Genomic DNA, 11,344 nt, shown 5'->3' with positions numbered 1-11,344 from the left:
AAAGGCGGGGCCAAGGTCCGAACCTGCCCGACCTTACACAGATTGAAAACGACATACCTGCCGGAATCAACGCCCCAGCGCATCCGCAAGTTGGCCCACAGGGATCACCGGCGCGATCAAAGCTTCAAGCTCTTTGCGGCGCGGATGATCGGGGACGAACAGCGTCATGCACATATAGTCTTCGACCAAAGCCGCCTGCGCTTCGAAATTGTAGGACAGATAGGCGCCGGGCTCGCGTCCCGGCCAGTAATAGGGATCACCCGGCTGAAAGCTCTCGGCCCCTGATTTGAAAGGCGTATATCCCGTGCGGTCGCGGTTTTGCCACTGCCAGACATGCACGAGCTCGTGCGCCATCAGAAGCGCGTGTGGCATGGGCAGGCTTTCGGGCCAGCCGTCGAACATATCATCGCGATAAAACTCGCGCTTCAGGTAGATCTGATTCCACAGAACGAATCCCGCCGGGTAGGTCCATTTTTGATCGGGTTGGGGCACGCGATCGCACACGGTTTTTGGAATGTCCCGCGGTGCGGCCTTCGCAACGTCTTCTGGAATCGGATCGGGATTCGGAAGTGGCAGAGCACCGACCCCGGCACGCAAGCGGACCTTGCTGGTATCGAGAGTATCGCCAAACAAGGTCTGCGACATCTGAACCTCGTTCTCGGACAGGGGCCGCGAGCATGCAGCTAGACAGACCAAGACGACAAGGGCGACGTGTTTCAGCATGCTATTGCCCCTCAGAGGGCGCCTCGAAAGCTTTCCGACGTGCTGCGCGCACTTGCGCGCCAACATAGATCAGCCCGACCACCAACCCGATCATCCCCGCCGTATACGAAGTGTCATGCAGCATCGCTGCGCGCCCGTATCCGATCGGATCCTTGGCAGCAGTGGGCACCGGAATATGCTCCATCGGCGGATCAAAGGCCAAGCTGACCAATCCCAGCGCAAGCGTGATTGCAACCACCAGCACTGCTGCCTGAAGAAACACGCGCCGCGCCTGTTTGGGGGACGGGATGCCCAAAGACATGACTGCAATCGGAATGCCGATCACCAACCCCATCCACCAGCTGGCTTGCCAGCCGACATAGGCCGCGCCAACGCGGCTTTGCAAAAGCTCAGGGATACGGAACTGCGGAAACTTCAGCGCATAGAAATAGTCCGGCCCGACTGTAAAACTGATCTGGTTGTGTACAACGCCATAGACCCCGGCCAGCACACAGGCAAAGCCAATCATTATGGGAAGGGCCAGAAGGCGGCGCATGGCAGATCAGAGCATTCCGGGCACGACCTGATCGGGCGGACGGTGGCCGTCGGCGAAGGTCTTGATGTTGATCAGAACCTTCTCGCCCATCTCGATGCGCCCTTCAAAAGTCGCCGAGCCCATATGCGGCAAAGCAACCACGTTGGGCAGATCACGCAGGCGGGGATTGATTTCATTCCCGTGCTCGTAAACGTCCAGACCGGCACCGGAGATTTCGCCTGCGCGCAGCATGCGGGTCAGTGCGTTTTCGTCGATCACTTCGCCACGCGAGGTGTTCACGATCACCGCTTCTGGCTTCATCAGCTTCAGGCGGCGCGCGTTCATCAGGTGGAAGGTCGACGGCGTGTGCGGACAGTTGATCGAGATGACGTCCATCCGTGCGACCATCTGGTCAAGGCTTTCCCAAAAGGTCGCCTCGTACTGCTCTTCGATCTGCGGATGCAGACGTCGACGGTTGTGATAGTGGACTTGCATGCCAAAAGCGCGCGCACGGGCAGCGACGGCCTGACCGATGCGGCCCATACCCAGAATACCCACTCGGCGACCCTGAATGCGGTGCCCCAGCAAGGCGGTCGGCGACCAGCCCTGCCATTCGCCCGAGGCCATAGTGCGGATACCTTCCGGGAAGCGACGGGTGACGGCAAGAATCAGGGCAATGGCCATGTCCGCTGTGTCATCGGCAGATACGCCCGGCGTATTGGACACCAAAATGCCTCGCTGACGCGCGGAACCGACATCAATGTGGTCCACACCTGCGCCATAGTTGGCGATCAGGCGCAAGCGTTCGCCCGCACCTGCCAGCATATTGGCATCAATCCTGTCATTAATTGTTGGGACCAGCACATCGCAACGCTTCATCGCGTCTGCAAGCTCGGCCTGGCTCATCGGTCGGTCATCGTCCCGAAGCTCGACATCGAACAATTCCATCATCCGGGTCTCGACAACCTCGGGCAACCGTCGCGTCACGACAACACTTAGACGTTCAGCACTCATGCCAGCTCTCCCTGCGGGTTTTCTTTTGCGCGTGTCCCTGACAAAGTGACAAGGAACGAGGCAAGGTACAAGCTCTCTCCGGATCGCAGACGAAATAAAATTGCGCGGACGGTGTCGAGCAGCAGGAGATCGGCGTGAAGAATCGATTTGGCATCCGTTTTGCGGCATCCATATTGGCTGCAGTTCTGACTGTGCAGATCAGTTATGCACAGACTGATGCAGAACCCGGGACCCGCGTGGAACGCGGTGCGGTCACCAACCTGCCGATTCCGCGTTTTGTGTCTTTGAAAGGGTCCGAAGGCAACGTGCGCCGTGGCCCTTCGCTGCGCCATCGGATCGACTGGGTGTACAAGCAGCGCGGGATGCCACTGCGCGTCATTGGAGAGTTCGAGCACTGGCGGCAGGTACAAGACCGTGACGGCGTTGGCGGCTGGGTCCATTACTCGCTTCTGTCCGGCGCACGTACGGCGATTGTGGATCAGGATCTGATGCCGCTTTACAGCCGCGCGGACCCGGAAAGCCAGATCAACGCCTATCTGGAAGCTGGCGTGATTGCGCGGATCGAAAGCTGCGGACCGGTTTGGTGCCGCCTGAAAGCCGACGGCATTCGAGGCTGGACCACGAAAGAAATGATCTGGGGCGTTGGCCCGGATGAAGAGATCAAATAGCCACCAAAACTTGCGCCCCCAGCCCCTGTGAGCTAGCCCAGAACCATGAGCAGACCCGAGAACACCAGACTGAACCTGTCCGCAGGCGCCGCCTCGGCGCTTGTTGCGGTGATGCTTGTGGCGTTGAAGCTGTGGGCGTTGGGCGAAACGCAGGCGCTGTCGGTGGCAGCCTCGCTGGCCGACAGTGCGATGGATCTGATGGTGTCACTTGGGGCGTTGGCTGCGATTTGGTACGCTTCACGCCCCGCAGATGAAGATCACGCCTTCGGGCATTCCTCGGCCGAGGATTTGGCAGCACTGGGGCAGAGCCTATTCATTCTCGTATCCGCCGGGATCATCGCGTGGGCGGCTGTTGCGCGTCTTCTTTCAGGCGAGCCGGCACCGATCATGTCCCATGAAAGCGGCATCTTCGTCATGGTCGTGTCCATCGTGCTGACACTGGCGCTGGTGTTGTGGCAGCGCCACGTAGCAACCCGCACCGGGTCTGCGGTGGTGAAGGCCGACAGCCTGCATTATCTGGGCGACCTCATCCCCAATATCGGCGCAATCCTATCCCTATGGGCCGCCGCGTGGTTCGGGATGGAGCAAATCGACAGTGTCGTCGCCATCGGTGCCGCGATCATGCTGGCAGTCGGGGCCTTGCGCATCTTCAAGACCGCATGGGACGCGCTGATGGACCGCGCCGCAGATCCAGCCGTGATCGAAGGGGTCGAGGCCATCGCCCGCGACCATCCCGGCATCCACGGCTTTCACGATCTGAAGACCCGTCGGGCGGGCTCGATCACCTTTATCAACCTGCATATCGAGCTGGACGGCACACAAACGCTGGACGAGGCGCATGCGATCGGCGCCAGCCTGCGCCGCGCCATTCTGCGGGCCTTTCCGAACACAGATGTGTTGATCCACAAGGATCCGGTGGGGGTCGAAACGCATCCGGACGACCCCCAGAAAGCTTAAGCCAACCCGCGCCCTTTCAGAAGCGGATCAACGCCGGGCAACCGACCCCGGAACGCGGTGTACAGGTCTGCGGCATCCACCGATCCGCCTTTCGACAGGATATGCTCTTCCAGTTTCACGGCCATTGCCGGGTCGAAGGCGTCGCCCGTTTCCGTGAAGGCGTCAAAAGCATCGGCGTCCATGACCTCGGACCACATGTAGCTGTAGTAGCCCGACGAGTATCCGTCGCCCGCGAAGACATGGGCGAAATGCGGTGTGGCGTGGCGCATTCGAATGGCCGAGGGCATGCCAATTCGTTCCAATGTCGCCGCCTGCGCCTCCATCGGGTCGGCAGGCGCAGCCCCGTCATGGAAATCCAGATCGACAATGGCCGAGGACAGGAATTCAACTGTCTGGAACCCGGTGTCATGGGTCGACGCAGCCAGCAGCTTGTCCAAAAGCGCCTTCGGCATCGCCTCGCCGGTTCTGGCGTGGGTGGCGAACTTGCCCAGCACTTCGGGCACTTCCAGCCAGTGTTCGTAAAGCTGGCTAGGCAGCTCGACGAAATCACGCGCGACCGAGGTGCCGGAAATCGACGAATAGGTCACATCGGACAACATCTGATGCAGCGCGTGGCCAAATTCGTGGAACAGCGTGCGGGCGTCATCCCAAGACAGCAAGCCGGGCTGGCCGTCTTCCGGTTTGGCGAAGTTGCAGACATTCACCACGATGGGGCGGATGTCCCCGGCCAGCTTCTGCTGGCTGCGCATCGCCGAACACCACGCGCCGGATCGTTTCGAGCCTCGGGCAAAATAGTCGCCGACGAAGACCGCGACATGCTGGCCATCGCGTGTGACCTCCCACGCGCGCGCGTCAGGGTGATAGAGCGTCACATCCAAGGGCGCGAATTCCAGCCCGAACAGGCGGTTTGCAGTGTCAAACGATGCCTCGATCATGCGGTCGAGTTGCAGGAACGGCTTGATCTCGGCCTCGTCCAGATCATGCTCGGCCTCGCGCCGGCGTTCCGCGTAAAAGTGCCAATCCCACGGTTCCAGTTCACCATTGTGACCGTCCGCGTGCAGCATCTCGGTCATACGGACCGCATCCTTATTGGCGGCCTCGCGGGCGGGTTCCCAGACCTGCATCAGCAAATCACGCACCCGGTCGGGGGTGCCCGCCATCTCGGTTTCCAACTTGAAAGCGGCGAAGCTGTCATACCCCAACAGACGCGCGCGTTCTTCCCGCAGAGACAACGTTTCGGCAGCAATTGCGCGGTTGTCCGTGTCGCCGCCATTCGCGCCACGCGCGGTATAGGCCTCGTACGCTTTCCGGCGCAGATCGCGGCGGGTGGAATGCTGCAAGAACGGCGTGATAACGGACCGAGACAGCGTCACGGCAGGCCCGTCCACGCCCTTTTCCGTCCCGGCGGCACGGGCGGCATCGGTTACAAATTCAGGCAAACCGTCCAAGTCGCCTTCGGCCAGAGGCATGAACCAACTGCGTTCGTCCGCCAGAAGGTTCTGGGTGAACTCGGTCCCCAATGAAGCAAGACGTTCCAACACTTCTTTCAACCGATCCCGATCCGCACCCTCCAAAAGCGCGCCAGAGCGCACGAACCGGCGACGGGTCAGCATCAGCACGCGCGCCTGTTCATCGGTCAATCCCAGCGTATCGCGCGCCTGCCACAGCGCTTCAATCCGCTGAAACAGATCCGCATTCATCGTCACCTCGGACGAGAACGCCGCAAGCAAGGGCGAGAACATGCGCTGCAATTCCTCGCGCGCAGGCGTGCTGTCCGAACCCGCCACGTTGTAGAAAACACCCAACACCCGGTCGAGCGGCGCGTCTGCAAGCTCCAACGCCTCGACCGTATTGGCGAATGTGGGCGCGTCCGGGGTGTCGGTGATCGCCGCAATCGCCGCGCGGGTGTCGTCTAATGCGGCATGAAAGGCCGGTTCGAAATCGGCGTCCGTGATCCGGTCAAACGGCGGCAGCTCAAAGGGCGTGTCCCAAGCGGACAGAAGCGGGTTGGTCATGGGGGTCTCCTTTGAGGGGAAGCTAGGGGGAGAGGGTGGGGAATGGAAGGGGGGTCAGCTTTGCGACATTTCCCTTAAGGCGTTCATGGCGTCCTGCTCGCGCCCATCCGGCACAAACAAGTGGTCGTGAAAGAATCCAGAGACGGGATTTACGCCCATGTCGCGCTTTGCAAGCTCAGTGGCAATTCGTGCCATGAAGCCAACCGCGTCAAGCGACGAGTGAATATTTAGAGTGATCATTCGGCACGGAAATTCATAGGCCAACCCAAGCTTGTCCGCTTCGGATTTCAATAAGATAAAAGTGGTGCCTTCCGACTCTCTAAAAATCATTCGAGGTTCGATGTCGGGAAGTGGTTGATCCGATTGGACAGTTGCAAACACATACAATCCTTCAGCAAGAACTGCCGAAAGGGATCTGATCAGTTCGTCCAGATTGGTCTCTCCGCTCATTCTGAACTACCTCCGTTTATTTGATTTGGTACTAACAGTAGCGGATTAACGGGCGCGTCGGACGGCATGGCGGTCGCTATTGAGATCAATTCTATGGTGCTCACCACAAACACTGTCTCCCCCGGAAACGCCGGCAGGCATCACAAGCTCGCTCCTCCACAACACTCACACCCCTCGCGCCGCTTGGTCTTGATCACCCGCGTTTCCGCATACATCGCGTCATAGATCAGCATCCGGCCACGCAGGCCCTCGCCCGCGCCGGTGATCTCTTTCACAGCTTCAGTCGCCATGATGCCGCCGATGATAGCAGGCAACGGGCCGACGACGCCGGCCTCGGAACAGCTCGGGGCCAGGCCCGGTGCGGGGGCTTTGGGGAAAATGCATTGATAGCAGGGCGCGCCGCGCGCGGGATCGAAAGTCGAGACCTGCCCCTCCCACTGGCTGAGCGCGCCGCCGATGACGGGTTTGCCCAACTTGGTGGCGACGCTGTTCACCAGATATCGCGTTTCGAAATTGTCCGAGCCTTCAAGGATCAGGTCATACTCGGACAGCAGCTCGTCCGCGACGTCGTCGGTCAGACGACGGTGATAGGGGCGGACCTCGATGGCAGGGTTTTGCGCGCGCATGGCGGCTTCGGCCGAGAACACTTTGGGCACACCAATATCGGCATCACGGTGGATCACTTGTCGTTGCAGGTTCGAATTATCCACCACGTCGTCGTCAATCACGCCAATGGTGCCAACGCCCGCCGCCGCCAGATAGAGCAGCACCGGCGAACCAAGCCCACCTGCGCCAACAACCAGCACCTTGGCGTTCTTCAAAGCGACCTGCCCCGGCCCGCCGATTTCCCGCAACACGATGTGGCGGGCATAGCGATCCAGTTCAGTATCCGTGAAGGGGCCATCATCCGCGTCAGACGTCGGGGCGTCAGACACGCGGGACTTCAGCCACACCAGCCCGCGCCCGTAAAGCGCGGCCAAACCGATCGCTACAAAAAACACCGCCCAGATGGTGAAGTTTCCGCCCAGACCGGCAGTGATGGGGTTGCCCGCAGGCAGGACAGCAAAACTCAGCAGAACGACGGCGGCCAACAGTCCGGTCAGATACCAGCGTTGCGATCTAGTGAACCGCAGATAAGCGCCGCCCAACCAGATCAGAGCCAATGTCAGCAGAACCCAAGACATCTTAGCCGCGCCCCGTAGACCCGAAGCCACCTTCACCGCGCGTGGTGCCACCAAGCGCGTCCACCTGCACATAGTCCGCCTGCACCACAGGAGCGATCACAGCCTGCGCGATGCGCTCGCCATGGCCGACGGTGAAGGGATCGGCTCCAAGATTGATCAGGATCACCCCAAGCGGCCCACGATAGTCGCTGTCGATGGTGCCCGGCGCATTGGCCAGCGTCACACCCTGCTTTGCCGCCAAACCAGACCGAGGCCTGATTTGCATCTCGTATCCCTCGGGGATTTCGACGCGCAGACCAGTGGGCACGATACGACGTTCCATCGGGGCCAGAACCCAACCCTCGGCGCGATCCCCATCGGGCAGGTTGGCGCGCAAATCGGCACCCGCAGCCCCGGACGTTTCATAGGATGGCAACGCCACGGACGCATCTGAGCCCTCTTCGCGAACGACATTGATCTGTGGCATCGGCCCTCTCATTTTCTTACTTCAAATATCCCTGCCGGAGGCATGAACTCTATTGCACCAACGCGTCCGCAATCCGTGCGGCCAGTTGACGGGCAACGTCATCCTTGCCCATGCGCGGCCAAACATCCGCGCCGCCTTCGGAAATCAGCGTCACGGCATTTTCAGTCCCGCCCATGATCCCGGTTTCCGGGCTGACATCATTGGCCACGATCCAGTCACAGCCCTTGCGTGCGCGCTTGGCGGTGGCATTGGCCATGACGTCATCCGTTTCGGCGGCAAATCCCACAACCAGCGGGGGCCGACCTTTCTTCATCTGGCTGACGGTCGCAAGGATGTCTGGGTTCTCGGCGAATTTCAGCACCGGCAGGCTGCCCTTAGCGTCTTTCTTAATTTTGCTGTTCGACGCCGAAGCGACACGCCAGTCGGCCACGGCGGCGGCAAAGACGGCAGCATCGGCGGGCAATGCAGCTTTCACGGCTTTCAGCATCTCTTGCGCAGATTGCACCTTCACCACGTTCACGCCGTCAGGCGGGGGCACATCCGCAGGCCCGGTGACAAAGGTCACATCCGCCCCAAGCGCAGCCAAGGCGCTGCCCAGCGCCGTGCCTTGCGCCCCAGATGACCGGTTAGCGATATAGCGCACCGGATCAATCGGTTCGTGCGTCGGGCCCGAGGTTACAAGCACATGCTTACCCTTCAAGGGACCGTCCATCAAAGCGGCTTCGACGGCGGATACGATCTCAAGCGGCTCGGACATGCGGCCCGGGCCGAACTCGCCACAGGCCATTGCGCCTTCGTTTGGGCCGACGAACAGAACGCCGTCACCTTTCAACGTTTCCACATTGCGCTGACAGGCCGGATGTTCCCACATGCGCACATTCATCGCGGGCGCGACCAATACGCGCTTGTCCGTCGCCATCAACAGGGTCGAGGCCAAATCGTTCGCAAGCCCCCCCGCCATCTTGCCCAAAAGGTCCGCGGTTGCAGGCGCAACCACCACCAGATCGGCAGCGCGCGACAGCTCGATATGGCCCATCTCGGCTTCGTCCGTCAGGTCAAACAGGTCCGTATAGACCTTGTTCGCCGCCAACCCGGACGCAGACAGAGGCGTCACGAACTCTTGCCCGGCTTTGGTGATCACGGGCGTGACCTCGGCCCCGCGTTCGCGCAGGCGACGGATCAGGTCCAAGGATTTGAAGGCCGCGATGCCGCCGCCGATGATCAGAAGGATGTGTTTGCCAGCCAGCATGGGGATCCCCTTTGAAGTACAATCAAACAGTTACGGGAGCACGGCCTGCCTTTCAATGGGCAGGTTCTATTTGAACTGCGCACACGGATCAGGGCGATCTGGCGATAGAGCATCCAAAACGATGTCGAACCCGCCTTCAGGCGGCACACCATCCTCGCCCTGTCCGACCGAAATCACCGTCAATTCCGGCGCAACCCGCGCCAGATAGGCAGGCACGCCCCAGTCTTTACGTGCGTGGCCATTTCCGGTGATGACCACCACCGACCCGTCCGCGTCGGCGACGGCCTGAACCACACCTGCCGCCAGCGTGGCGTCGCGCAGCCGCTGCACCTCGATCATGCCGCCCATCATCTCGCGCGGCATGGCTTCGCAATGGGCCTGAAACTGAAGCTCGACCCTTTGGGCTTGCTGATCCTCTGGCAATGCATCGGTCAAGCCATAGGCCACCGCATTCCCCTGAAAATGCGCCTCAACCCCGTCCGCATAGGTCGCGCGTGCCACATCACGGGGGACCGCTGCGCCAATGATCGGGCCGTCATGCGCCTGAAAGATCGGCAAATACATCCGGAAGTCGGGCCAGCCGGTTGCTGCCCAACGATCCGCAAACCCTGCGGGATCAGCGGCCAACGCTTCGGCATCCTCCTGCCCCAACATCTCAATCACAAGTGCGACCGGAGCCACGGCTTCTACGATCTGAGATTGCGTCGCGTGATGGGTCGGATTGTCGTGTACCTCGCCCACTATGATCACATCGGCAGCCTTCAGACGTGTCAGGTCGGCCGAGGTCAGCGTGGCCTGCTGCGCAAAGGCGGGTGCGGCAATCAGGGTCAGGGCAAGCAACAATTGTTTCATGGGGCGAGGCTAGGACGGGCGGGCAAGCGCCTCAAGCGCTTTCGCCTTGACGCGTCATAGGTCACAATGCCACGTCAGAGGGATGAGCATGACACTTCCCCCTTTGACCCTCGTGCTGGGCGGCGCGGCATCCGGCAAGTCGGATTATGCCGAACGGCTGGTCACGGCCACCGAGCGTCCGATGCTGTATATCGCCACGGCGCAATCTTTTGACGCGGAAATGGACGACAAGATCGCCCGCCACCAAGCGCGGCGGGGGGACGGTTGGCGCACAATCGAAGCACATTTGGAAGCCGCTGACGCCTTTACCTGCGCGCGGGAAGACGAGGTCGTTCTGTTCGACTGCGCAACCATGTGGCTGTCGAACCAATTGTTTGCCGAGACAAATCTGGGTGACGCCGAAGTCACCCTATTTAAAGCTATGTCTGATTGCGTGGCCCCGGTCGTCGTCGTCTCGAACGAAGTCGGCGCGGGCATCGTACCGGAAAACGCACTTGCGCGGCGATTTCGCCAGGCGCAGGGCGAGCTGAACCAGCGCATCGCCCAGCGTGCAGATCTGGTCGTCACTGTGATGGCTGGGCTGCCCCTGCCGTTAAAAGGACACCTGCCCGAGGGCGCTCCATGAGCACTCCGGTAACTTGGTGGTGGGTGCGTCACGGCCCGACCCATGCCAAGAATATGGTGGGTTGGCGAGATCTGCCGGCGGACCTGTCGGACACAGCGGCCTTGGCGCGGTTATCAAATCATCTGCCGGATAGCGCAGCGGTTATCTCAAGCGATCTGATCCGTGCCTCGGCTACGGCAGACGCGATAGGGGATGGGCGGACACGGCTGCCGCATCACCCCGACCTGCGCGAGTTTCATTTCGGAGAGTGGGATGGTCTGGGCTGGCAGGAGGTCTCGGATCGCGATCCAGACCTGTCGCGCGCCTTTTGGGAAACGCCGGGGGATCATATGGCGCCGAAGGGCGAAAGCTGGAACCAATTGGCGGCGCGGGTGTCGGGCGTGGTGGACGGACTGAACGGCGCGGGTCACAGCAACATCATCGCGGTGGCCCATTTCGGTGTAATCCTGACCCAGATTGCGCGGGCGGGTGGTATGACGGCCTATCAGGCGCTTGGTCACAAGATCGACAACCTGTCGGTCACGCGACTTCTTTGGGACGGGACGGCTTGGTCGGTCGGGGATATCAATCACCTGCCGTGAACAGCAGCGTCACAAATTGGAAATTGCGCGCGGGTCACGTCACGTT

Annotated in this window: 13 protein-coding genes; 4 read left to right on the top strand and 9 right to left on the bottom strand. The window is 60.9% G+C overall.

The window, feature by feature from the left end; all coding sequences use genetic code 11:
• Positions 1-66: 66 nt before the first annotated feature.
• From ALP8811_RS01890 to ALP8811_RS01880, 3 genes are read right to left on the bottom strand one after another with little or no spacing between them, the layout of a single operon-like run.
• The gene (locus ALP8811_RS01890; protein ID WP_108855501.1) at positions 67-723 is read right to left on the bottom strand and encodes a hypothetical protein; all 657 of its coding nucleotides are present in this window, start codon (positions 721-723) and stop codon (positions 67-69) included.
• Position 724: 1 nt separating this feature from the next.
• Positions 725-1,258, bottom strand: coding sequence for a hypothetical protein (locus ALP8811_RS01885; RefSeq protein ID WP_108855500.1), 534 nt, complete (start codon positions 1,256-1,258; stop codon positions 725-727).
• Between the two features lie 6 nt (positions 1,259-1,264).
• The gene (locus ALP8811_RS01880; protein WP_108855499.1) at positions 1,265-2,251 is read right to left on the bottom strand and encodes a 2-hydroxyacid dehydrogenase; all 987 of its coding nucleotides are present in this window, start codon (positions 2,249-2,251) and stop codon (positions 1,265-1,267) included.
• Positions 2,252-2,385: 134 nt separating this feature from the next.
• Between ALP8811_RS01880 and ALP8811_RS01875 the strand changes: the two genes are divergently transcribed.
• Together ALP8811_RS01875 and ALP8811_RS01870 are read left to right on the top strand one after the other, a co-directional pair.
• Positions 2,386-2,919, top strand: a complete 534-nt coding sequence (locus tag ALP8811_RS01875; protein ID WP_370738865.1) for an SH3 domain-containing protein — start codon at positions 2,386-2,388, stop codon at positions 2,917-2,919.
• A gap of 45 nt (positions 2,920-2,964) precedes the next feature.
• Positions 2,965-3,876: a cation diffusion facilitator family transporter gene (locus tag ALP8811_RS01870; RefSeq protein ID WP_108855498.1), complete on the top strand. Its 912-nt coding sequence runs from the start codon at positions 2,965-2,967 to the stop codon at positions 3,874-3,876.
• Here the strand turns inward: ALP8811_RS01870 and ALP8811_RS01865 are convergent.
• The 6 genes from ALP8811_RS01865 to ALP8811_RS01840 form a co-directional block, all read right to left on the bottom strand.
• On the bottom strand, positions 3,873-5,891 hold the full coding sequence (locus ALP8811_RS01865; protein ID WP_108855497.1) for a M3 family metallopeptidase: 2,019 nt from the start codon (positions 5,889-5,891) through the stop codon (positions 3,873-3,875). The two genes, ALP8811_RS01870 and ALP8811_RS01865, sit on opposite strands and share 4 nt — an antisense overlap.
• Positions 5,892-5,945: 54 nt before the next feature.
• Positions 5,946-6,341: an ACT domain-containing protein gene (locus tag ALP8811_RS01860; protein WP_108855496.1), complete on the bottom strand. Its 396-nt coding sequence runs from the start codon at positions 6,339-6,341 to the stop codon at positions 5,946-5,948.
• 140 nt (positions 6,342-6,481) lie between these two features.
• Positions 6,482-7,525 carry a HesA/MoeB/ThiF family protein gene (locus ALP8811_RS01855; RefSeq protein WP_108855495.1) on the bottom strand — a complete coding sequence of 348 codons (1,044 nt, stop codon included), beginning with the start codon at positions 7,523-7,525 and terminating at the stop codon, positions 6,482-6,484.
• 1 nt (position 7,526) lies between these two features.
• Positions 7,527-7,991 carry a dUTP diphosphatase gene (dut, locus tag ALP8811_RS01850; protein WP_108855494.1) on the bottom strand — a complete coding sequence of 155 codons (465 nt, stop codon included), beginning with the start codon at positions 7,989-7,991 and terminating at the stop codon, positions 7,527-7,529.
• 49 nt (positions 7,992-8,040) lie between these two features.
• On the bottom strand, positions 8,041-9,240 hold the full coding sequence (coaBC, locus tag ALP8811_RS01845; RefSeq protein ID WP_108855493.1) for a bifunctional phosphopantothenoylcysteine decarboxylase/phosphopantothenate--cysteine ligase CoaBC: 1,200 nt from the start codon (positions 9,238-9,240) through the stop codon (positions 8,041-8,043).
• A gap of 66 nt (positions 9,241-9,306) precedes the next feature.
• Positions 9,307-10,092: a ChaN family lipoprotein gene (locus tag ALP8811_RS01840; protein ID WP_108855492.1), complete on the bottom strand. Its 786-nt coding sequence runs from the start codon at positions 10,090-10,092 to the stop codon at positions 9,307-9,309.
• Between the two features lie 82 nt (positions 10,093-10,174).
• Between ALP8811_RS01840 and cobU the strand changes: the two genes are divergently transcribed.
• The gene (gene cobU, locus ALP8811_RS01835; protein WP_108855491.1) at positions 10,175-10,717 is read left to right on the top strand and encodes a bifunctional adenosylcobinamide kinase/adenosylcobinamide-phosphate guanylyltransferase; all 543 of its coding nucleotides are present in this window, start codon (positions 10,175-10,177) and stop codon (positions 10,715-10,717) included.
• Positions 10,714-11,298: a histidine phosphatase family protein gene (locus tag ALP8811_RS01830; protein ID WP_108855490.1), complete on the top strand. Its 585-nt coding sequence runs from the start codon at positions 10,714-10,716 to the stop codon at positions 11,296-11,298. Before cobU ends, ALP8811_RS01830 begins: the two co-directional genes overlap by 4 nt.
• Positions 11,299-11,344: the final 46 nt, after the last annotated feature.

This window comes from Aliiroseovarius pelagivivens, from assembly GCF_900302485.1.
In the GTDB taxonomy this organism is placed as follows: domain Bacteria; phylum Pseudomonadota; class Alphaproteobacteria; order Rhodobacterales; family Rhodobacteraceae; genus Aliiroseovarius; species Aliiroseovarius pelagivivens.
This window is presented reverse-complemented; position numbering and strand designations above follow the sequence as displayed.

Coding starts and splice junctions, on each gene's coding strand:
- ALP8811_RS01860 (WP_108855496.1), bottom strand. CDS start 6,341: ATGAGCGGAGAGACCAATCTGGACGAACTGATCAGATCCCTTTCGGCA.
- ALP8811_RS01840 (WP_108855492.1), bottom strand. CDS start 10,092: ATGAAACAATTGTTGCTTGCCCTGACCCTGATTGCCGCACCCGCCTTT.
- ALP8811_RS01870 (WP_108855498.1), top strand. CDS start 2,965: ATGAGCAGACCCGAGAACACCAGACTGAACCTGTCCGCAGGCGCCGCC.
- ALP8811_RS01880 (WP_108855499.1), bottom strand. CDS start 2,251: ATGAGTGCTGAACGTCTAAGTGTTGTCGTGACGCGACGGTTGCCCGAG.
- ALP8811_RS01830 (WP_108855490.1), top strand. CDS start 10,714: ATGAGCACTCCGGTAACTTGGTGGTGGGTGCGTCACGGCCCGACCCAT.
- ALP8811_RS01865 (WP_108855497.1), bottom strand. CDS start 5,891: ATGACCAACCCGCTTCTGTCCGCTTGGGACACGCCCTTTGAGCTGCCG.
- ALP8811_RS01885 (WP_108855500.1), bottom strand. CDS start 1,258: ATGCGCCGCCTTCTGGCCCTTCCCATAATGATTGGCTTTGCCTGTGTG.
- dut (WP_108855494.1), bottom strand. CDS start 7,991: ATGCCACAGATCAATGTCGTTCGCGAAGAGGGCTCAGATGCGTCCGTG.
- ALP8811_RS01890 (WP_108855501.1), bottom strand. CDS start 723: ATGCTGAAACACGTCGCCCTTGTCGTCTTGGTCTGTCTAGCTGCATGC.
- cobU (WP_108855491.1), top strand. CDS start 10,175: ATGAGCATGACACTTCCCCCTTTGACCCTCGTGCTGGGCGGCGCGGCA.
- coaBC (WP_108855493.1), bottom strand. CDS start 9,240: ATGCTGGCTGGCAAACACATCCTTCTGATCATCGGCGGCGGCATCGCG.
- ALP8811_RS01855 (WP_108855495.1), bottom strand. CDS start 7,525: ATGTCTTGGGTTCTGCTGACATTGGCTCTGATCTGGTTGGGCGGCGCT.